Source organism: Nocardioides convexus (assembly GCF_011090295.1).
The window spans coordinates 4608341-4627741 of record NZ_JAAMYA010000001.1; the positions used below are offsets into that span (position 1 = coordinate 4608341).

Here is a 19401-nt window from a genome sequence, read left to right on the forward strand (position 1 = left end):
TCCGGCCCTGGAAGAATGGCCCGACCATGTCTGTCACCGTCCCGCAGCCCGGTCACACCGACCCCGCGATCATCCGCAACTTCTGCATCATCGCGCACATCGACCACGGCAAGTCGACCCTCGCCGACCGGATGCTGCAGGCTGACCGGTGTGGTGGGCGAGCGCGAGGCCAAGGCGCAGTACCTCGACCGGATGGACATCGAGCGCGAGCGCGGCATCACGATCAAGTCCCAGGCGGTGCGGATGCCGTGGACCGTGAGCGCCGACAACGAGGCGGGCGCCGAGCCGGGCACCTACATCCTCAACATGATCGACACCCCGGGCCACGTCGACTTCACCTACGAGGTGTCCCGCTCGCTGCAGGCGTGCGAGGCCGCGATCCTGCTCGTCGACGCCGCGCAGGGCATCGAGGCCCAGACCCTGGCGAACCTGTACCTCGCGATGGGCGCCGACCTGCACATCATCCCGGTGCTCAACAAGATCGACCTGCCCAGCGCCAACGTGGAGAAGTACGCCGCGGAGCCTGGCCAACCTCGTCGGCTGCGAGCCCGAGGACGTCCTGCTCACCTCCGCCAAGACCGGCGTCGGCGTGGAGGCCCTGCTCAACGAGATCGTCAGGTCGGTCCCGGCGCCCGTCGGCGATGCGTCCGCCCCGGCCCGGGCCCTGATCTTCGACTCCGTCTACGACACCTACCGCGGCGTGGTGACCTACGTCCGGGTGGTCGACGGGGAGGCTCTCGCACCGCGACAAGATCAAGATGATGTCGACCGGCGCGCTGCACGAGATGCTCGAGGTGGGCGTGATCAGCCCGGAGCCGATGAAGGCGGCGAAGCTCGGTGTGGGCGAGACCGGCTACCTCATCACGGGGGTGAAGGACGTGCGCCAGTCGCGCGTCGGTGACACCGTCACCGTCAACGGCCGCCAGGCCGAGGAGCCCCTCGGCGGCTACGAGCACCCGAACCCGATGGTCTTCGCCGGCCTCTACCCGATCGACGGCGACGACTACCCGACCCTGCGTGACGCCCCGGAGAATGCGCAGTACCAACGACGCGGCGCTGACCTTCGAGCCGGAGACCTCCGGCGCGCTGGGCTTCGGCTTCCGCTGCGGCTTCCTCGGCCTGCTGCACATGGAGATCACCCGGGAGCGGCTGGAGCGCGAGTTCAACCTGGACCTCATCTCGACCGCGCCCAACGTGGTCTACGAGGTCGTCATGGAGGACGGCACCCAGCTCACCGTCACCAACCCCAGCGAGTACCCCGACGGCAAGATCGCCGAGGTCCGCGAGCCGATCGTCGACGCCACCGTCCTCGCGCCCGCCGACTTCATCGGCACGATCATGGAGCCTGTGCCAGCACAAGCGCGGCACGCTGCAGGGCATGGACTACCTCTCCGAGGACCGGGTCGAGATGCGCTACGTGCTGCCGATGGGCGAGATCGCCTTCGACTTCTTCGACCAGGCTCAAGTCCAAGACCAAGGGCTACGCCTCGCTCAACTACGAGTTCTCCGGCGACCAGGCCGCCGACCTGGTGAAGGTCGACATCCTGCTGCAGGGCGAGCCGGTCGACGCGTTCTCCGCCATCGTCCACAAGGACGCCGCCTACTCCTACGGCGTGATGATGGCCGGCAAAGCTCAAGGAGACTCATCCCCAGGCAGCAGTTCGAGGTGCCGATCCAGGCGGCCATCGGCGCGCGGGTGATCGCCCGCGAGAACATCCGCGCGATCCGCAAGGACGTCCTCGCCAAGTGCTACGGCGGCGACATCACCCGCAAGCGCAAGGCTGCTGGAGAAGCAGAAGGAGGGCAAGAAGCGGATGAAGATGGTCGGCCGCGTCGAGGTCCCCCAGGAGGCCTTCGTGGCCGCGCTCTCCACCACGGGCCCGGCGGGCGACAAGCCGAAGAAGTAGGGCGCCGGCTCAGGGCCGCCACTCCGTGCGGTCGTGGGCGAAGAGCACCCGGCGCGGGTCGAGGTCCAAGATCCTGCGCATCCAGGGGCTCGGCCGCTCCGAGGCGGCGTGCGCGGCCCACTCCGTGGCGCTGTCGTGGGCCTGGCCGGCCAGCACCACCGTCCCGTCGGCGCAGGTGACGACGAGGGACTGGTGGCCGTCCACGTGCCCCGGGGTCGGCACGACGAGCAGCCCGGTCGCGACCTCGGCCTCCCCGTCGAGCAGGCTCGTAGCGGGCGCCGGTGAAGTCCACGAGCTCCGGCACGGTGTAGCCCGGCCCGCGTGCGGTGTCCAGGCTCGCCGCGCTGGGCCAGGATCGGGCGGCCGGCGAGCAGCGGGTTGCCGCCGATGTGGTCGAAGTGCAGGTGGCAGTTGACCACCACGGCGACGTCGTCCAGGTCCACACCGACCCGGGCGAGGGCGTCGGGCAACGGGACCCGGTCGGGGCGGTAGTGCGCCTCGGTCTCCGGGCCGGCGTCGCCCATGCCGGTGTCGAGGAGCACCAGCCCGGCGGAGGAGCGCACGACGTAGCCCAGCAGGTGCTCGACCCGGGGCCGGCCGGTGCCCGTCTCCTCGGCCGGGCGCACGAAGGTGCCGGAACTCGACGCGTCGTACGTCCTCGGACCGCATGACCTGCACGGTACGTCGCCCACCCCTGTGCTGGGATGGACGCGTGCCCGTGACCGTCCCGCCCGCGCTGGACGCCCAGCGCCACCTCGGCCCGGAGTGGGCGGCCTGGCTGGACTCCCTCCCGGCGATCACCCGCGGTGTGCTGGAGGACTGGGACCTCACGGCCGGCGCCGAGAGCCTGGCACGGCTTCTGCTCGCTGGTCCTGCCGGTCACGACGGCCGACGGCACCCCCGCGGCGCTCAAGATCGGCCTGCCGGACGAGGAGTCCGAGCACGAGCACCTCGCGCTCCAGCACTGGCACGGACGCGGTGCGGTGCGCCTGCTGCGCGCCGACCCGGGCCGCCGGGCGATGCTGCTGGAGCGGCTGGACCGCGCGGACCTCACCGAGCAGTGGGACGTCGAGGCGGCCGAGGTCGTGGCGGGGCTCTACCCGCTGCTGCACGTGCGGCCGTTGCCGCAGCTGCGCACGCAGGCGTCGTACGTCGAGCGGTGGGCCGCGGCGCTGGGCCGCGACGCCGCCACGGTGCCGGTCCCGCGCCGACTGGTCGAGCAAGCGCTCGGCCTGGCCCGGGAGCCTGACGGCGGAGCCGGCGACGGCCGTGCTGCACGGCGACCTGCACTACGCCAACGTCCTGCAGGGGGAGCGGCACGGCGAGGCCGCGTGGCTGGCGATCGACCCGAAGCCCACCAACGGCGACCCGCACTACGAGCCTGGAGCCGATGCTCCGCGACCGGTACGACGAGTACGCCGGCGCCGTGCGGGACGGGATCCGGCGTCGCTTCCACACCCTCGTCGACGCCGCCGGCTTCGACGAGGACCGGGCCCGGGCCTGGGTGGTGGTGCGCTCGGTGCTCAACGCGCACTGGGCGCACGAGGACGCCGTCCGGGCCGGACGCGCGCTCAGCGCCGAGGAGCGGGAGCACGTGACGGCCTGCATATCGGTCGCCAAGGCCGTGCAGGACTAGGCACAATCTCCTCGTGCCCACCGTTCTCAGCGTCAGCGTCGGTCGTCCCCAGGACAAGGAGTGGGCCAAGATCGGCCACACGTCCATCGACAAGCGCCAGGTCACCGGCCCGGTCGAGGTCCACGTGCTCGGCATCGACGGCGACCAGGTCTCCGACACCCTCCACCACGGCGGCCCGGACCAAGCGGTCTACGCCTATGCCCGTGAGGACGTGGACTTCTGGGAGGCCGAGCCTGGGCCGCCCGATCCGCGACGGCCAGGCTCGGCGAGAACCTCACCACCGAGGGGATCGACCTCAACGCGCTGGAGCTCGGCACCCGCCTCGAGATCGGCACCGCCCTGTTCGAGGTGGCCCACGTGCGCACGCCGTGCAACGACTTCAAGGGCTGGATGGGGGAGACCGGCTACGACACGACCGCGTGGGTGAAGAGGTTCGCCCGGGCGCTGCGCCCGGGGCCCTACTTGCGGGTGCTCCGGCCGGGCACCATCGCCGCGGGCGACGAGATCGTCGTCGTGCACCGCCCGGGCCACGGGGTCACCGTGCGTGACCTGTTCGTCGCGCTGAACCTCGACCGCAGCCGGCTCCCGGAGCCTGCGTGTGGTGGAGAGCCTGCCCGCCAAGGTGCGTGCGAAGGTCGACGCTTTCGTCCCGTAGTGCAGGCTTCCCTACCGAGCGCTGGGCCGGTGATCTAGGTTACTGATCAGTCAGCGCCGGTCTCGGACGAGCATGCAGGAGCGTCATGCCCATCAATCACGACACGAACTTCCTCCAGAACCTGCCGAAGAACTGCGCCGTGCAGTTCCTCGACCGGGTGGAGCAGAGCGCGAGCCGGGAGGCCTTCCGCTTCCCCCGCGGTGATGCCTGGGAGTCCGTGACGTGGCGCCAGGCCGGGGACCGGGTACGACGCCTGGCAGCCGGCCTGCTCGCGCTCGGCCTGGAGCCCGAGCAGCGCGTCGGCATCGCCTCCTCGACCCGCTACGAGTGGATCCTGGCCGACCTCGCCGTCATGTGCGCCGGAGGAGCCACGACGACGGTCTACCCCTCGACGGGCGGTGAGGACACGGCGTACATCGTCGGCGACTCCGAGTGCCGCATCGTCTTCGCCGAGGACGCCGACCAGGCTGCAGAAGCCTGCGCGACCACCGCACCGAGTCGCCCGCGCTCGGCACGGTCGTCTCCTTCGACCCCACCCTGGCCGACGGGGACTGGGTGATCTCGCTCGACCAGGTCTCGCCGAGCGCGGCGACGCCCTCCTGGCGGACAAGCCGGACGCGGTCGACGAGGTGGCCCAGGGCATCGAGCCCGACCAGCCTGGCCACCCTGATCTACACCTCCGGCACCACCGGCAAGCCCAAGGGCGTGCGCACGCTGCACAAGGCGTGGGTCTTCGAGGGCGAGGCGATCAAGGCGCAGGACATCCTGCACGAGGACGACCTGCAGTTCCTGTGGCTGCCGATGGCGCACTCCTTCGGCAAGGTGCTGCTCTCCACCCAGGCTCGCGTGCGGCTTCGCGACCGCGATCGACGGCCGGGTCGACAAGATCGTCGACAACCTGGGCATCGTGAAGCCGACCTTCATGGGCGCCGCGCCCCGCATCTTCGAGAAGGCGCACGCCCGGATCGTCACCATGCAGGCGGCCGAGGGCGGCGCCAAGGAGAAGATCTTCAAGAAGGCCTTCGAGGTCGGCACCAAGGTCGACGCGCTGGAGGCTCGCCGGCAAGCCGGTCCCGCTGCCGCTGCGCCTGCAGCACGGCCTGTTCGACAAGCCTGGTGTTCAGCAAGGTCCGCGAGCGCTTCGGTGGCCGGGTGAAGTTCTTCATCTCCGGCTCCGCGGCGCTCAACGCCGACATCGCCGCGTGGTTCCACGCCGCGGGCGTCCTCATCCTCGAGGGCTACGGGATGACCGAGAACGCCGCCGGCGCGACCGTCAACCACCCCGACGCCTACAAAGCTCGGCACCGTCGGCCAGCCCTTCCCGGGCACCGAGGTCCGCATCGGCGAGGGCGGCGAGGTCCAGGCTCAAGGGCCCGCACGTGATGGCCGGCTACCACAAACGCGAGGACGCGACCGCCGAGGCGCTCACCGCCGACGGCTGGCTGCGCACCGGTGACAAGGGCGAGCTCGACGCCGACGGCTTCCTGACGATCACCGGCCGGATCAAGGAGGCTCTTCAAGACCTCCGGCGGCAAGTACATCGCCCCGCCGGCCATCGAGGCCAAGTTCAAGGCGATCTGTCCCTACGCCAGCCAGTTCATGGTCTTCGGCGCGGAGCGGAACTTCGTCTCCGCGCTGGTCACCGTCGACCCGGACGCGATTGCGGGCTGGGCCGAGGAGAACGGCAAGGCGGGCAAGACCTACACCGAGCCTGGTCCGCGACGAGGCGGTGCAGGCGATGATCGGCGCGTACGTCGAGCAGGCTCAACGCCCAGGCTCAACCGCTGGGAGACGGTCAAGAAGTGGAAGGCTCCTCGACCACGACCTGAGCATCGAGTCGGGCGAGCTGACGCCCTCGCTCAAGGTCAAGCGCAACGTGGTCGAGGCCAACAACAAGGACCTCATCGCCTCCTTCTACGGCTGACACAGCAGGCGCACAGGGTCGGCCCCGAGACTCGGGGCATGAGCCACCACACGCACGCTGACGAGACCGAAGAGCACGACCTCGGGCTGTCCCACGACCTGCCGAGGATCATGGCGCGTCGCGGGCTGCTCGGGCTCCTGGGCGGCGTGGGCGCCGCGGCGGCGCTGACCGCCTGCGGCTCCGGCGACACCACGAGCACGGCGGCGGACGCCTCGTCAGCCGCCGCGGAGCCGGGCAGCGGCACGCCACCGCCGGCCGGTGGCGCCATGGGCGCCGACAGCAGCGTCCAGGTCGCCGAGGGGGAGATCCCCGAGGAGACGGCCGGCCCCTACCCGGGCGACGGCAGCAACGGGCCCGACGTGCTGAGCGAGTCGGGCGTCGTGCGCAGCGACATCACCTCCAGGCTTCGGCGATGCCTCCGGCGTCGCGGCGGGGGTCCCGGCGACCGTCGGCTCAAGGTCTACGACCTCAACGGCGACGAGATCACCCCGCTCGCCGGCGCCGCGGTCTACCTGTGGCACTGCGACCGCGAGGGCCGCTACTCGATGTACGACGACGCGATCGCGGACGAGAACTACCTGCGCGGCGTCCAGGAGGCCGATGCCAACGGCGAGCCTGAGCCTTCACCACGATCTTCCCGGCGTGCTACTCCGGGCGCTGGCCGCACATGCACTTCGAGGTCTACGAGAGCCTGGCGAAGGCCACCTCGGGCCAGGAGAAGTCTGCGCACCTCGCAGGCTCGCCCTGCCCGAGGAGACCTGCGACGACGTCTACGCCACCGAGGGCTACGAGCAGAGCGTGACCAACCTGAAGCAGGCTCTCGCTCGACTCCGACGGCATCTTCGGCGACGGCTACTCGCTCCAGGCTGGCCAAGGTCACCGGCTCGGTCGACGAGGGCTACACCGTGACGCTCAACGTGCCGGTCTGACCCGGGCGGCGACCTGAGAGGATGGCCCCGTGCCGTCCGCATTGCCCGAGGGGGATCCCGCGCCGCCGGACGGGTCCCTCCCCGATGTGGCGCTGGGCGAGGTGGAGCACGGCCCGTTCGGGTTCTACGTCCACGTCCCGTTCTGCTCGGTGCGCTGCGGCTACTGCGACTTCAACACCTACACGGCCCAGGAGCTCGGGCCCGGGGTCTCCCGGGCGTCGTACGCCGACCAGGCAGTCGCGGAGGTCCGGCTGGCCCGCCGGGTGCTCGGTGAGCGGGAGCGGCCCGTCGACACGGTCTTCCTCGGCGGCGGCACGCCCACCCTGCTGCCCGCCGCCGACCTGGGCCGGATGCTGCGCGCGATCGACGACGAGCTCGGCCTGGCGCCCGGCGCCGAGGTGACCACGGAGGCCAACCCGGACTCCGTCGACCTCGCCTCGCTCACCGCGCTGCGCGAGGCGGGCTACACCCGGATCTCCTTCGGGATGCAGTCGGCGGTCCCCTCCGTGCTCGCCGTGCTGGACCGCACCCACGACCCCGAGCGGGTCCCGCGCGTGGTGGAGGCGGCCCGCGCGGCGGGCTTCGAGCAGATCAGCCTGGACCTGATCTACGGCACGCCGGGGGAGAGCGCCGAGGAGTGGGAGACCACGTTGGAGGCCGCTCTCGCCTGCGCGCCGGACCACGTCTCGGCGTACTCCCTCATCGTGGAGGACGGCACCGCCCTGGCCCGCCGGGTCCGCCGCGGTGAGTCGCCGATGCCCGACGACGACGACCTCGCCGACAAGTACGTCCAGGCCGACGAGCGGCTGCGCGAAGCCGGCCTGGGGTGGTACGAGGTCTCCAACTGGGCGCGCGACGACGCCGCCCGGTGCCGGCACAACCTGGGCTACTGGTCGGGCGCCGGCTGGTGGGGGATCGGGCCGGGCGCGCACTCCCACGTCGGTGGGGTGCGCTGGTGGAACGTCAAGCACCCCGCGGCGTACGCCGGCCGGCTGGCCGCCGGGCAGAGCCCGGCCCACGCCCGCGAGCCTGCTCGACGCCGAGACCCGGCGGGTGGAGCGGGTGCTGCTGGAGGTCCGGCTGCGCAGCGGCCCGGACGCCGCGGTCCTCGACGACGCCTCGATGCTCCCGGGGCTGGTCGCCGACGGCCTGGTCGAGGAGCGCACCGACCGGGTGGTGCTCACCCCGCGCGGCCGGCTCCTGGCCGACGGCGTGGTGCGCACCCTGCTCGGCTGAGCGCGCGCGGCTAGGCTCGGGGCCATGTCCGACCAGCAGCCGCCGTACCAGCCCTACGGGGCGCCGCCCCCCTCGCCGTACGGCGCCAGCCCGGCCGCGCCGTTCGGCGTGGACCCGGTCACCGGGATCCCGTACTCCGACAAGCAGAAGGTGATCGCCGGGGTCCTGCAGATCCTGCTGCCCTTCGGCATCGGCCGGTTCTACATCGGCGACAAGGGCACCGGGATCGCGCAGGCTGCTCGTCACCCTGGTGACGTGCGGCATCGGCTCGATCTGGCCGTTCATCGACGGCATCGTCCTGCTCGTCGGCAACCCGCGGGACGCCCAGGGACGCCCCCTGCGCTGAGCGTGCCGGTGCGCCTCGGCGACGCGCAGACGACGCCCGATGTCATAGGCACTTAACTCTAGTGATACAGTAGCCTTTCGCGTCGACGGTCGGCGCGCTCCAAGGAGGCTGCGATGGGTCCCGTGATCGGCTACGTGCCGGGTGCTTTCGACCTGTTCCACATCGGTCACCTCAACGCCCTGCGCCAGGCGCGCCAGTGGTGCGACGTGCTGGTCGCCGGCGTCGTCGCCGACGAGGTGTGCCTGGAGACCAAGGGTGTGCAGCCGACCGTCCCGCTCGCCGAGCGGCTGGAGATCGTCGAGGCCATCGGCATCGTCGACGCGGTCTACGCCGAGGAGACCCCGAGCAAGACCGACTCGTGGCGCGACGTGGGATTCCACCGGATCTTCAAGGGTGACGACTGGGAAGGCACCGCCAAGGGCCTGCGCCTGGAGCAGGAGATGGCGGCGCTCGGCGTCGAGGTCACCTACTTCCCCTACACCCTGCAGACCTCCTCCACCGCGCTGCGCAAGGCGCTCGCGCACCGCGGGGCGTCATGACGGTCGTCTCCGACGACGGCCTGCTGCTGCCGTCGACGACGCGCCCCTTCCTCGTGGAGATCGACGGGCACTACGTGTGGTCCCTCACTCCCGAGCGCGACGGGGTGCGGCAGGGCGCCGAGGTGCTCGTGCCGTGGCCGGGCGTGCTGCGCCCTTACCTCTCCGGCCGGGGGCGGGTGCGCGTGGCCGACACCACCGGCGACCAGGTCCTCTACGACGACGAGGCTGTCCTCGGCGACGGCGAGGGCAACCTCGCGGTCGTGGACCGAGCCGGCAACCGGCTGTGCGTGGACAAGGTCGGTCACCTGACCCGCTCCTTCGAGGCGACCGCCGAGACGGTGCGCGAGGAGATCCTGGCCGGCACCCAGCGCGCGGTCAACGACCTGCTCGTGCACGGCGGGGTGAACGCCTACCTCAACTACGGCGCGCTGCTCGGTGCCTTCCGCGAGGGCCGGATGCTGGCCCACGACTCCGACACCGACCTGTGCTACCTCTCCGACCACAGGCTCGCCGGCCGACATCATCGCCGAGTCCTACCGGATCACCCGGGCCATGCGGGCCCAGGGCTGGAACCTGCTGCGCATGTCGGGTGGGGACATCAAGTCTGCTGCTGCCGCTCTCCGACGGCCGCACCTGCCACATCGACGTCTTCGTGGCCTTCCACGTCGAGGGCACCTTCTTCCAGGCTCGGCAATCGCAGCGGCGACCTGCCGCGCTCCGCGATCGAGCCGTTCTCGACGATCGAGTCTGCACGGCTTCTCCTTCCCGGCGCCGCGCGACCCGGAGGCGATGCTGGCCTTCCTCTACGGCCCCGACTGGCGCACGCCCGACCCCTCCTTCCGCTACGCCGACCCCGCCGCCGGCGTACGACGCCTCGACGGCTGGCTGCGCGGCTTCCGCAGCGAGATGGGCCTGTGGACCGGCTTCCTCAACGGCCCTGGTGCCCGCGCGGTCGACACCGCGCCGTCGGCGTTCGCACGCTGGGTCGAGCCCCAGGACCGGTGACCTCGGCGTGAGCGACCTCGGCACCGGCACCGGCCGCGACGCCCTGTGGTTCGCCCAGCGGGGGCACCGCACCGAGGCGCTGGACTTCTCCCGTGGCGGTGTGGGACAGGTGCGCCGCAAGGCCGCGCGTGCCCAGGCTCGCGGTGCGCACCGAGCAGGCTGATCCTCGGTGAGCCTGCGATCCACCCTGAGCCACGGCGCGCGCCTGGCCCGCGACCCGCGCCACCTCTACGCCCGGCACCTGCTGGGCTGCCTCGACGAGGCCGCTCAGGGCCAGGCTCTGGACGCTCGCCCGGATGGCGCTGCGGCCCGGCGGCGGCAAAGCTTGTTCCTGGAATTCTCGGCGGCCCACGGCGCCCCCGACGGGGCCGCCGGAACGCCGGGCGCCCCGGACGGGTTGGTCCGCCGGGTCGACCCGGAGCGGGTGCGTGCGGCCATCGAGGCCTCGGGAGGCGTGGTGGAGCAGGCGATCGTCGTACCGGGCGAGGACATGCTGGGCACCTTCGACCCCGTCGTCTGCCGGATCCGGGCCGCCTGGCCCGCTCGTACCACCCACACCCCGAGGGGGACCCGATGAGCACCCACGAGATCAGGACCAGGATCCGCGCCCAGGCCCGCGAGCACCTGCCCGCGCCGGTCGTGGAGCGGATCCGCAACCGCGGCAGCCGCAGCACCCTGCTGGACCGGGTCGCGGCCCTGGAGGCCGAGGTGCAGGAGAACCGCCAGGCTCAACCGGCGCATCGCCGGGTCTCACCGACGTCGTCGCCGAGTCTGCTGATCCCGCTGGAGGCGCGCGACCAGGCGAAGGTCGACGAGGTGCTGGCCCGCTACAAGCAGGGCCTCTGAGCCCTGCGGCCGGGACCTAGGGACTCGTCACGAAGTCGATCAGGCTCCTCGACCCGCCCGAGCAGGGCAGGGTCGAGGTCCTGGAAGCCGCGGACACCACCGAGCACGTGCTTCCACGCCCGGGCGATGTCGGCCTGGTCGCGGTGCGGCCAGCCGAGTCGCTGGCAGGTGCCCCTCTTCCAGTCGATGCCCTTGGGCACCTTCGGCCAGGCGGCGAACCCCAGCCGCTCGGGCTTGACCGCCTGCCAGATGTCGATGAACGGGTGCCCGACGATCAGCACGTCCTTGCCCACCGGAGACTTCATGATGCCCTGGGCGATCCGGCTCTCCTTGGAGCCGGCGACCAGGTGGTCGACGAGCACGCCGACCCGGCGGTTCGGGCCGGGCTTGAAGTCGCGCAGGTGGTCGGCGAGGTCGTCGACGCCGCCGAGGTACTCCACCACCACGCCCTCGATCCGCAGGTCGTCGCCCCAGACCTTCTCGACCAGACTCGGCGTCGTGCCGGCCCTCGACGAAGATCCGGCTCGCCCGGGCGACCCGCGCCTTCGCGTCGTGCACGGCGATCGAGCCGCTGGCGGTGCGGGTCGGCTTCTCCGGGCCCTTCTGCGTGATCGGCGCGGTGAGGACCACGGGCTTGCCCTCCAGCAGGAAGCCCGTCCCCAGCGGGAAGGTGCGACGCTTGCCGCGCCGGTCCTCCAGGGTCAGCACGTGCAGGTCCCGGTCCACGGCCACGATCTCACCGCACCAGTCGGTGGTGACCTCCTCGACGACCAGGCCGAGGTCAGCCGGCGTCTCCACGGCGCGCCCCCGCTTCGGGGCCTTCCAGTCTCCCGACAGCACGTCGGTCCCGTAGCGATCCACGACGGACCAGCCTAGGCGCGGCGCGGTCGTGCGAGGGCTCCTGACACACGTGGCACCGCACATTCTGGTCGTGATCCGGCCCGATCGACGACCAGGATGTCCGGTACGACGCTCAGGCGAGGGGGAGCCTGGCGGCGCGCCCGGGGGAGCGTGGCGTAGGCCCGCTGGATGGCGTGGTGCAGTGCCTCGTCGGGGAAGGGCCACTGCGCCGACGCCAGCGCCTCCGCCTCCGGCACCCCGCGCGCCGCCAGGCTCGCGCAGGGTCTCCGCCACCGCACGGAGGTCGTCGCACTGCCGCTCCACGAATTGGCGGTCCACCACCTTCCCGTGCCCCGGTACGACGACGGTCGACGCGGTCGCGAGGCCGAGCACCAGGTCCAGGGTCTGCGGCCACTCCAGCGGCCACGAGTCGGTGCCGATCGACGGCGGCGCGGACTCCTCGACCAGGTCGCCCACCAGGAGCACGTCCGCGTCGGGGACCCGGACGACCAGGTCGCCGGCGGTGTGGCCCCGGCCGGGGTGGACGAGCTCGACCTGGCGGTCGCCGAGGTCGATCACGGCCGCGCTGGAGAAGGTCGTCTCGGCCGGGGGAGCGGCGGGATCGGTCCGCGCGGCGGCCTCCTCGGTCGCGTGGACCGGCGGGTCGTCGTACCGCTCGCGGAAGGTGGCGTTGCCGAGCACGTGGTCGAAGTGGTCGTGGGTGTTGACGACCGCGACCACGGAGCCCGCGCCGAGGTCGCCGATGGCCGCGATCGCGGCCCGCGCCTGCGCGGCGGTGGCGAGGGTGTCGACCACGACGATGCCGCGCTCGCCCCCGATGGCGATCAGGTTGACGTCGTACGACGGCTCGCGGCGGACCCAGACCCGGTCGGCGACCTCGGTGAACGGCATCCGCCCACCGTAACGGGCCGACGCGCCCGGTGCGTCGGCTCAGAGACCGCTCCGGAGAGCCGCCCGGCCCAGGGGGCTCGGCCCATGCAACTCAGCAGAGGCCGGCGTGGAGGCTCGGTGCGGAGCAGGCTCGCCGAGCTCGGGCGCGGTCCGTGCGGGTCGCGGGAAGCGCAGGCTCGGCCTGGTGCGAGCCGCTGACGTCGACCCACTGCAGGAGGACGCCGGAGGCGCTCAGGCCGGTGAGCCTGGACCCCGATGACCTCGCCGAGGCGGGTGCCGGTGCGGGTGGCGATGGCGCGGCGCAGGCTCGTCCTGGTGGCACTGGTTGGCGTGCTCGGTCGAGCGCTGCAGGAAGCCGCGGTTGAGCTCGAGCCCGGGCGCGGTGAACGCCGCCAGCGGCACCCGGATCCGGGCCTCGTCGGGTCCGTGGCCGGGCCGGGCGAGCAGGGCGAAGTCGAGGTGCAGCAGCACCCGCACCCGGACCTCGCTGCAGCACTCGCACTCCTCGAGGCCGGCCGCCTCGAGCCGGCCGGACAGGGTCAGCGTCGCCGCGCGCTCCGCGGAGCCGGGCCGGCCCAGCCCGCTGTGCAGGGTGAGCAGCGCGCCGCGCCCGTCGGTGGCGGCGATCGCCAGGGCGGCGTCCGCGGGGCAGGAGAAGACCGGGCGGCCCTCCTGCTCCTGCATCTCCAGGTGCGCGTCGGCGAGGCCCTCGGTGACGTCGTCGATCCCGTCGACCACCAGCCGTACGTCGGACGGGCAGGCCAGGATGCTGCGGGCCGCGGCGGCCGGGCGCTGGACGTCGGTGCGGCCGGCGTGGATGCCGGGGTCGAGGGACATGCCGTCTCCCTTGGTCGAGTGATCGAGCCTGTTTAGGTGAGCCTAACCTACTCCTCGACCCGAGCAAAGCAGTGTCTCGCCGGTCCTGCCGATCGGGGGAGTGGTGGGTAGGCTTGGCACTCCGGTCAGTGGAGTGCCAGAGGTGCGAGGAGGCGGCATGCAGGAGGAGCGTCGGCTCGCCGTGCTGCGCGCCATCGTCGAGGACTACGTCTCGACCGAGGAGCCGGTCGGCTCCAAGGCCCTGGTCGAGCGGCACAGCCTCAACGTCTCGCCCGCGACCATCCGCAACGACATGGCGGCGCTGGAGGACGAGGGCTACCTCACCCAGCCGCACACCAGCGCCGGCCGGGTGCCGACCGACAAGGGCTACCGGCTCTTCGTCGACCGGCTCTCCACCGTCAAGCCGACGACGGTCGCCGAGCGGCGCGCGATCGCGAGCTTCCTCGACGGCGCGGTCGACCTCGACGACGTGGTGCACCGCTCGGTCCGCCTGCTCGCGCAGGCTGACCCGGCAGGTCGCCGTCGTGCAGTACCCCACGCTCTCGCGCTCCACCGTGCGGCACGTGGAGATCGTCGCGCTCACCCCGACCCGGCTGCTGCTCGTGCTCATCCTCAGCACCGGCCGGGTCGAGCAGCGGCACGTCGAGTACCGACGCCGAGTCGGCCGAGGAGGACCTCGCGGCCCTGCGCTCACGGGTCAACCTGGCCGCGACCGGCGAGGTCATCGGCGACGCGGCCACCGCGCTCGGCGACCTCGTCCGCGAGGACGCCCCGGACGCGACCCAGGCGGTCGTCGAGGCCCTGGTCGAGGCGATGAGCGACCACCGCTCCGACGAGCGGATCATGGTCGGCGGCACCGCCAACCTGGCCCGGTTCGGCGACAGCCTTCGAGACCTCCGTACGCCCCCTGCTCGAGGCGCTGGAGGAGCAGGTGGTGCTGCTCAAGCCTGCTCGGCGAGGCGACCACGGGCGGCGCGGTGACGGTGCGGATCGGCGCCGAGGGCCCCTATCAGTCGCTGTCCTCGACGAGCGTCGTGGCGACCGGCTACGGCCCCGACGACGCCCTGGCGTCGCTCGGGATCGTCGGCCCCACCCGGATGGACTACCCAGGAACGATGGCGGCGGTGCGCGCGGTGGCGCGCTACGTCTCGCGCATCCTCGACGAGAGCCTGAGAAGAAGAGAAGTGAGTCAAGACCTCTACGAGTCTGCTCGGTGTGGCCCGCGACGCGGACGCCGACACCATCAAGAAGGCCTACCGCAAGGCTGGCCCGGCAGGCTGCATCCCGACGTCAACCCCGACGAGGAGAGCCAGGAGCGGTTCAAGCAGGTCACCGCGGCCTACGAGATCCTCTCCGACCCGCAGAAGCGCGCCTCCTACGACCGCGGCGGCGACCCGTTCGGCGGTGGCTTCGGCGGCGGCCAGGGTGCCGGCTTCTCCTTCACCGACATCATGGACGCCTTCTTCGGCGGCCAGGGCGGCCCGGGGGCGCCGGTGGCCGCGGCCCCCGTCCCCGCGTACGACGCGGCCAGGACGCGCTCATCCGGCTGGAGGTCGATCTCGCCGAGGCGGCCTTCGGCGTCTCCCGCGAGCTCAAGGTCGACACCGCCGTGCGCTGCACCACCTGCGGCGGGGACGGCGCGGCCCCGGGCAGCCAGCCGGTGCCCTGCGAGACCTGTCGCGGCGCCGGTGAGGTCGCGCACGTGCAGCGCTCCTTCCTGGGCGAGATCCGCACCCTGCGCCCGTGCGCGGCCTGCCGCGGCTACGGCTCGATCATCCCGGACCCCTGCCGCGAGTGCGCGGGTGACGGCCGGGTCCGCTCGCGCCGCTCGCTGACCGTGAAGATCCCCGCGGGCGTCGACACCGGCACCCGCGTCCAGGCTCAGCGAGCAGGGCGAGGTCGGCCCCGGCGGAGGCCCCGCCGGCGACCTCTACGTCGAGATCCACGTCGCCGCGCACCCGACGTTCTCCCGGCACGGCAACGACCTGCACTGCACGGTCTCGGTGCCGATGACCGCGGGCGCGCTGGGCACGACGATCCAGATGCCGACCCTGGAGGCGGACCTGCCCGACGCCGAGGACGCCGGGCTGGAGACCGCCTTCGAGTCTGCCCATCCCGGCCGGCACCCAGTCGGGCCACGAGGTGGTGCTGCGCGGCAGGGGCGTGCCCGGCCTGCGCGGCGGGCGCGGCGACCTCGTCGTCGCGATCGCCGTCGAGACCCCGACCCGGCTGGACCCGCGCCAGGAGGAGCTGCTGCGCGAGCCTGGCCGCGATCCGCGGCGAGGAGCAGCCGACCGGTGACGTGCGCCCGGCGCACAAGTCCGTCTTCGGCCGGCTCCGCGACGCGTTCACCGCCCACTGAGATGACCCTCCCGCAGCACCTCGTCCCGTCGCTGCTCGGTGTGACACCGGGTGACGCGGTGAGGGTGGAGGGCGACGAGGCCCACCACGCCGTCGTCGTACGACGCCTGCGGGTCGGGGAGGCGCTGCTGCTCACCGACGGCTCCGGCCGGCTGGTGACCGGCGAGGTCAGCGAGACGAGCAAGCGGTCGTTCACCGTGGTGGCGACGGCGGTCGAGGACCTCGCCGAGCCGCGCCCGCGGGTCACCGTCGTGCAGGCGCTGCCGAAGGGCGAGCGCGGCGAGCCTGGCGGTCGAGGTGCTCACCGAGATCGGCGTCGCGCGGATCGTGCCGTGGGCGGCTGCCCGCAGCGTCGCGGTCTGGAAGGGCGAGCGTGCCGCGAGGTCGCTCGCCAAGTGGCAGGCCACCGCGCGCGAGGCCGCCAAGCAGTCGCGCCGGGCCTGGCACCCCGAGGTGGTGCCGCTGGCCAGCACCGCCGAGGTCACCGCGCTGGTGGCGGAGGCCGACGTGGCCCTGGTGCTGCACGAGGACGCCACCGAGCCGCTGGGCGCGCTCGCGCTGCCCGACGACGGGGAGGTCCTGGTCGTGGTGGGCCCCGAGGGTGGGCTCACCGAGGACGAGGTGACCGGCTTCGTGGCGGCCGGCGCGGTCGCCGTACGACTGGGCAGCGAGGTGCTGCGCACCTCCACCGCCGGGGTGGCCGCCGTCGCCGCAGTGCTCTCCCGCACGGCCCGCTGGGGCGGCTGAGGCTCAGCGGGCGAGCAGCGCCTCGACCCGGTCGACCTCCTCGTCGAGCCTCGCCCCTCTCCCTCCTCGAGAGCGGCCGCAGGATCTCGCCGAGCACGACCTTGCCGTCCTCGACCCGCCACAGGCCCTCCAGCCAGCCGTCGGCGAAGAGGGCGTTCGCCCGGGCGCCGCTGACGCCCATCCAGGTGGTGCGCCGCTCCGGCTCGGTGACCCGGTCGCGGCCGGCGTGGGAGAGCCAGACGTTGTCGTAGGTGCCGAGCAGGCGGACCGGCGCGGGCGTGTCCTCCTCCGCGACCGGGGCGCCCTCGACGTCGTAGAGCGGCTTGCCGTCGGGGCCCTCGTGCCGGACGAGGTCGTCCATCGCCTTGAGCACCGGCACGAGGCGGGTGATGCCGGACCAGGTCGTCACGTCGGCGGCCGTGGCCGGGCCGAAGGCGCGCAGGTAGCGCCGCACGAGGTCCGGTACGTCGGGTGTGCCCAGCGGCGCGCCCAGCCAGCGCTCGGCGAAGTCGTAGGCCACCGCGGTCGATCCCTCCGGCTTCCAGCACCCGCGCGGTGGCAGGCTGGACCAGGATCTCGGCGACCCGGGCCACCTGGCCGAGCCTGCGCCGCGGTGTACGCCGGGAAGTGCTCGGTCAGCGCCGCCCCGAGCGCACGCTGGGGCAGCGGCCCGTCGGCGAGCACGGTGCGCACGGCGTCGGCGAACGCGTCGCGGTCCACCTCGCGCGCCGTGCCGATCGTCTGGCTCATCCGCAGGCTCGCGGTCGCGCACCGGCGCCGCCCAGACCGGCACGGTGAGCGCGTCGCCGGGCAGGTGCAGGTGGACGGTGTCGCGCAGGCTGAGGATCCGCGCCATCGTGCGCTGCTCCAGCGCGTCGCTGACCTCGCGCGGGTCGAAGGCGCGCAGCCGCGCCGCCAGGGACAGGTACGGCGGCATCGACTCCTGCGCCTGCAGGCCCACCAGGTGCGCGACCATCGCGGCGGGTGTGCTGTCCACCCGCTCCAGCAGGTGCTGGCGCAGCAGCAGCGTGCGGTTGAGCCGCCGGCGGGTGAACCTCACTCGACCGTGATCCGCTTGGTGTCCTCGGTCGGGCCGTCGCCCTCTCCGTCGGACGGGTCGTCGGTGGCCGCGGTGAAGGTGTAGCGACCGGGGGCGAGGTCGCCGAGGTCGATCTTCGTCGTGAACGGGTAGAGCCTGTCCACCCATCCCTCGGCGGTCGCGAAGCCCTTCCGCACGACCTTGCCGGTGCTGTCGGTGATCGTCCACGGCACCGTCGCCTCGGCGGAGCCTGGCCCGTCCGGTGGCGGTGAAGGAGCCGCGGACCGCGGTGCCCTCGGCGGGCTCGGTGACGTTGACGAGGGCGAGGACGTCGGGCTCGGGGCGTGCGGTGAGCCCCTTGGTGGCGTCGACGCCGAGCAGGGTCGGGGCGGGCTTGCCGCGGAGGGTGACCCGTACCGGCAGGCGCTTCGCGGCAGTGCCCTGGAGCGTGTAGACGAGCCTGCTGCACGGCCAGGGTGGCCTGATCGGCGTCGAGCGCGCCGCGGCCCAGCCACGCCCGGTCCGGTACGTCGACGACGATCGCGGTCGTCGTACGGCTCACCGCGGCGAGGCGTCCGCTCGGCCACAGCGTGCGGTAGTCCGGGTCCACCGGGTCGCCGCTGGTGACCGCGGCCGCCGCGGCGACGAGCGGGTCCACGCCGGAGGCCTGGGTGAACTCCCGGAACAGCCGGTCGCCCTGCGGCGTGTCGCCGACGTAGTAGACGGGGACCACGGCCGGCTTGTCCGCCGGCGTGGGCTCCGGTGCGCTCGCCGACGGGCTCGCGCTGGTGCTGCCCGCCGCGGGAGCGGGCTCGTCGTCGTCGCCGCAGCCGGCGAGCAGCCCGGCGCCCAGGAGGGCGAGCGCCAGCCCCGCAGCGGTACGGCGGAGGGGGTCGGCATGGGAGCGATCCTGTCGGAAGGGCGCGGCGAGTCAGCGGACCGTGACGGTCCGCGTGTCGGCGGCGGCTGGCCGGTCGCCGCCGAAGACCCTGATGACGTAGCGGCCCGGGCGCAGGCCGCCGAGGTCGAGGTCCATCGACCACGTGAGGTCGGCGACGGGCGTCGTACCGGCCTGGACGGTGGTGCCACCGGAGCGCAGGCTCCCAGGCCACCGTGCGCAGCGGATCGTGCGGCGCGACCCGGCCCCGGACGGGGAGCACCCCCGCGACGACGAGGCCCTCGACGGGGTCGCTGATGTTGACCGGCGCCACCACCCGGTCGTCGCGGCGGTACTCCGCCCACGAGCCGTCGGCGCCGCGGAAGACGACCGGCGCCACCGACTGCAGCACCCCCTGCACGGTGTGCACCGCCTGCTGCCCAGTGATCTGGTCGGGCACGGTGTCCACCCCGAGCCGGACCTCGATCCGGCCGCCGTCGACCCGGACCTCGCGGAAGGCGCCGTCGGGCCAGGCCGTGGCGTAGTCGGGGTCCTCCGGGCCGGCGTCGGTCTCGAGGCGGCGCAGGGCGGCGAGCGCGCGCTGGGTGTCGGGCCCGGCGTCGACCACCTGGAACTCGCGGTAGAGCCTGCGCGTGGTGCACGAAGTACGTCCCGACCACCGCCTCCTGGGGAGCCGTCGCCACCGGGGGCTCGTCGTGGCCGCGCAGACCGAGGGTGCTCACCAGGGCGATCCCGCCGACCACG

At 73.0% G+C, this 19401-nt stretch carries 16 protein-coding genes and 9 pseudogenes; 19 read left to right on the top strand and 6 right to left on the bottom strand.

From position 1 onward, the window contains the following. Positions 1 to 26: 26 nt before the first annotated feature. Positions 27 to 1907 (top strand): annotated as a pseudogene (gene lepA, locus G5V59_RS34065) (translation elongation factor 4). 9 nt (positions 1908 to 1916) lie between these two features. Here the strand turns inward: lepA and G5V59_RS34070 are convergent. After that, the gene (locus G5V59_RS34070; RefSeq protein WP_278259398.1) at positions 1917 to 2576 is read right to left on the bottom strand and encodes a hypothetical protein; all 660 of its coding nucleotides are present in this window, start codon (positions 2574 to 2576) and stop codon (positions 1917 to 1919) included. A gap of 137 nt (positions 2577 to 2713) precedes the next feature. On the opposite strand from G5V59_RS34070, the pseudogene G5V59_RS34075 reads away from it, so the two are divergent. The 13 genes and pseudogenes from G5V59_RS34075 to G5V59_RS34140 all read left to right on the top strand — a co-directional run. Next, positions 2714 to 3091: pseudogene (locus tag G5V59_RS34075) on the top strand (aminoglycoside phosphotransferase family protein); the annotation flags it as partial. 206 nt (positions 3092 to 3297) lie between these two features. Next, a complete protein-coding gene (locus G5V59_RS34085) occupies positions 3298 to 3543 on the top strand; it encodes a hypothetical protein (RefSeq protein WP_278260384.1) in 246 nt (81 codons plus the stop codon). Between the two features lie 211 nt (positions 3544 to 3754). Further along, positions 3755 to 4236 (top strand): annotated as a pseudogene (locus G5V59_RS34090) (MOSC domain-containing protein). Positions 4237 to 4283: 47 nt separating this feature from the next. Continuing rightward, positions 4284 to 4757 carry an AMP-binding protein gene (locus G5V59_RS34095; RefSeq protein WP_278259399.1) on the top strand — a complete coding sequence of 158 codons (474 nt, stop codon included), beginning with the start codon at positions 4284 to 4286 and terminating at the stop codon, positions 4755 to 4757. Further along, positions 4754 to 5581, top strand: coding sequence for an AMP-binding protein (locus tag G5V59_RS34100; RefSeq protein ID WP_278260238.1), 828 nt, complete (start codon positions 4754 to 4756; stop codon positions 5579 to 5581). Before G5V59_RS34095 ends, G5V59_RS34100 begins: the two co-directional genes overlap by 4 nt. 216 nt (positions 5582 to 5797) lie before the next feature. Continuing rightward, positions 5798 to 7051: a hypothetical protein gene (locus G5V59_RS38335; protein WP_341351099.1), complete on the top strand. Its 1254-nt coding sequence runs from the start codon at positions 5798 to 5800 to the stop codon at positions 7049 to 7051. 29 nt (positions 7052 to 7080) lie between these two features. Beyond that, a pseudogene (hemW, locus tag G5V59_RS34110) lies at positions 7081 to 8287 on the top strand (radical SAM family heme chaperone HemW). Between the two features lie 24 nt (positions 8288 to 8311). After that, positions 8312 to 8689 carry a TM2 domain-containing protein gene (locus tag G5V59_RS34115; protein ID WP_278259401.1) on the top strand — a complete coding sequence of 126 codons (378 nt, stop codon included), beginning with the start codon at positions 8312 to 8314 and terminating at the stop codon, positions 8687 to 8689. A gap of 57 nt (positions 8690 to 8746) precedes the next feature. Next, positions 8747 to 9172, top strand: a complete 426-nt coding sequence (locus G5V59_RS34120; protein WP_278259402.1) for an adenylyltransferase/cytidyltransferase family protein — start codon at positions 8747 to 8749, stop codon at positions 9170 to 9172. After that, a complete protein-coding gene (locus tag G5V59_RS34125; protein ID WP_278259403.1) occupies positions 9169 to 10188 on the top strand; it encodes a hypothetical protein in 1020 nt (339 codons plus the stop codon). The genes G5V59_RS34120 and G5V59_RS34125 overlap by 4 nt, the downstream gene beginning before the upstream one ends. Continuing rightward, positions 10185 to 10340: a class I SAM-dependent methyltransferase gene (locus G5V59_RS34130; protein WP_278259404.1), complete on the top strand. Its 156-nt coding sequence runs from the start codon at positions 10185 to 10187 to the stop codon at positions 10338 to 10340. The genes G5V59_RS34125 and G5V59_RS34130 overlap by 4 nt, the downstream gene beginning before the upstream one ends. A 6-nt stretch (positions 10341 to 10346) precedes the next feature. Next, the gene (locus tag G5V59_RS34135; RefSeq protein WP_278259405.1) at positions 10347 to 10754 is read left to right on the top strand and encodes a hypothetical protein; all 408 of its coding nucleotides are present in this window, start codon (positions 10347 to 10349) and stop codon (positions 10752 to 10754) included. Beyond that, positions 10751 to 11023, top strand: coding sequence for a hypothetical protein (locus G5V59_RS34140; protein WP_278259406.1), 273 nt, complete (start codon positions 10751 to 10753; stop codon positions 11021 to 11023). Before G5V59_RS34135 ends, G5V59_RS34140 begins: the two co-directional genes overlap by 4 nt. Here the strand turns inward: G5V59_RS34140 and G5V59_RS38340 are convergent. Together G5V59_RS38340 and G5V59_RS38345 are read right to left on the bottom strand one after the other, a co-directional pair. After that, positions 11005 to 11469 carry a DUF3097 family protein gene (locus G5V59_RS38340; protein WP_341351361.1) on the bottom strand — a complete coding sequence of 155 codons (465 nt, stop codon included), beginning with the start codon at positions 11467 to 11469 and terminating at the stop codon, positions 11005 to 11007. The two genes, G5V59_RS34140 and G5V59_RS38340, sit on opposite strands and share 19 nt — an antisense overlap. 103 nt (positions 11470 to 11572) lie before the next feature. Then, a pseudogene (locus G5V59_RS38345) lies at positions 11573 to 12775 on the bottom strand (DUF3097 family protein); the annotation flags it as partial. Positions 12776 to 12881: 106 nt separating this feature from the next. Here G5V59_RS38345 and G5V59_RS34155 point away from each other — a divergent pair. Continuing rightward, positions 12882 to 13034 carry a hypothetical protein gene (locus G5V59_RS34155; RefSeq protein WP_278259407.1) on the top strand — a complete coding sequence of 51 codons (153 nt, stop codon included), beginning with the start codon at positions 12882 to 12884 and terminating at the stop codon, positions 13032 to 13034. Here G5V59_RS34155 and G5V59_RS34160 read toward each other — a convergent pair. Beyond that, complete coding sequence (locus G5V59_RS34160; protein WP_278259408.1) at positions 13007 to 13612, bottom strand: hypothetical protein; 606 nt, start codon at positions 13610 to 13612, stop codon at positions 13007 to 13009. The two genes, G5V59_RS34155 and G5V59_RS34160, sit on opposite strands and share 28 nt — an antisense overlap. Positions 13613 to 13769: 157 nt before the next feature. Here G5V59_RS34160 and hrcA point away from each other — a divergent pair. The 4 genes and pseudogenes from hrcA to G5V59_RS38355 all read left to right on the top strand — a co-directional run. After that, positions 13770 to 14778 (top strand): annotated as a pseudogene (gene hrcA, locus G5V59_RS34165) (heat-inducible transcriptional repressor HrcA); the annotation flags it as partial. Between the two features lie 18 nt (positions 14779 to 14796). Next, positions 14797 to 15974: pseudogene (gene dnaJ / locus G5V59_RS34170) on the top strand (molecular chaperone DnaJ). A 1-nt stretch (position 15975) separates the two neighbouring features. Continuing rightward, positions 15976 to 16116: pseudogene (locus G5V59_RS38350) on the top strand (RNA methyltransferase PUA domain-containing protein); the annotation flags it as partial. Positions 16117 to 16270: 154 nt separating this feature from the next. Next, positions 16271 to 16720 carry an RsmE family RNA methyltransferase gene (locus G5V59_RS38355; protein ID WP_341351100.1) on the top strand — a complete coding sequence of 150 codons (450 nt, stop codon included), beginning with the start codon at positions 16271 to 16273 and terminating at the stop codon, positions 16718 to 16720. Between the two features lie 67 nt (positions 16721 to 16787). On the opposite strand, the pseudogene G5V59_RS34180 reads toward G5V59_RS38355, so the two are convergent. Further along, positions 16788 to 17696 (bottom strand): annotated as a pseudogene (locus G5V59_RS34180) (crosslink repair DNA glycosylase YcaQ family protein); the annotation flags it as partial. An 80-nt stretch (positions 17697 to 17776) separates the two neighbouring features. Beyond that, a complete protein-coding gene (locus G5V59_RS34185) occupies positions 17777 to 19264 on the bottom strand; it encodes a Gmad2 immunoglobulin-like domain-containing protein (RefSeq protein ID WP_278259409.1) in 1488 nt (495 codons plus the stop codon). Positions 19265 to 19401 lie beyond the last annotated feature (137 nt).

Coding starts and splice junctions, on each gene's coding strand:
- G5V59_RS34160 (WP_278259408.1), bottom strand. CDS start 13,612: ATGTCCCTCGACCCCGGCATCCACGCCGGCCGCACCGACGTCCAGCGC.
- G5V59_RS34125 (WP_278259403.1), top strand. CDS start 9,169: ATGACGGTCGTCTCCGACGACGGCCTGCTGCTGCCGTCGACGACGCGC.
- G5V59_RS34085 (WP_278260384.1), top strand. CDS start 3,298: ATGCTCCGCGACCGGTACGACGAGTACGCCGGCGCCGTGCGGGACGGG.
- G5V59_RS34115 (WP_278259401.1), top strand. CDS start 8,312: ATGTCCGACCAGCAGCCGCCGTACCAGCCCTACGGGGCGCCGCCCCCC.
- G5V59_RS34095 (WP_278259399.1), top strand. CDS start 4,284: ATGCCCATCAATCACGACACGAACTTCCTCCAGAACCTGCCGAAGAAC.
- G5V59_RS34070 (WP_278259398.1), bottom strand. CDS start 2,576: ATGCGGTCCGAGGACGTACGACGCGTCGAGTTCCGGCACCTTCGTGCG.
- G5V59_RS38335 (WP_341351099.1), top strand. CDS start 5,798: ATGGTCTTCGGCGCGGAGCGGAACTTCGTCTCCGCGCTGGTCACCGTC.
- G5V59_RS34140 (WP_278259406.1), top strand. CDS start 10,751: ATGAGCACCCACGAGATCAGGACCAGGATCCGCGCCCAGGCCCGCGAG.
- G5V59_RS34120 (WP_278259402.1), top strand. CDS start 8,747: ATGGGTCCCGTGATCGGCTACGTGCCGGGTGCTTTCGACCTGTTCCAC.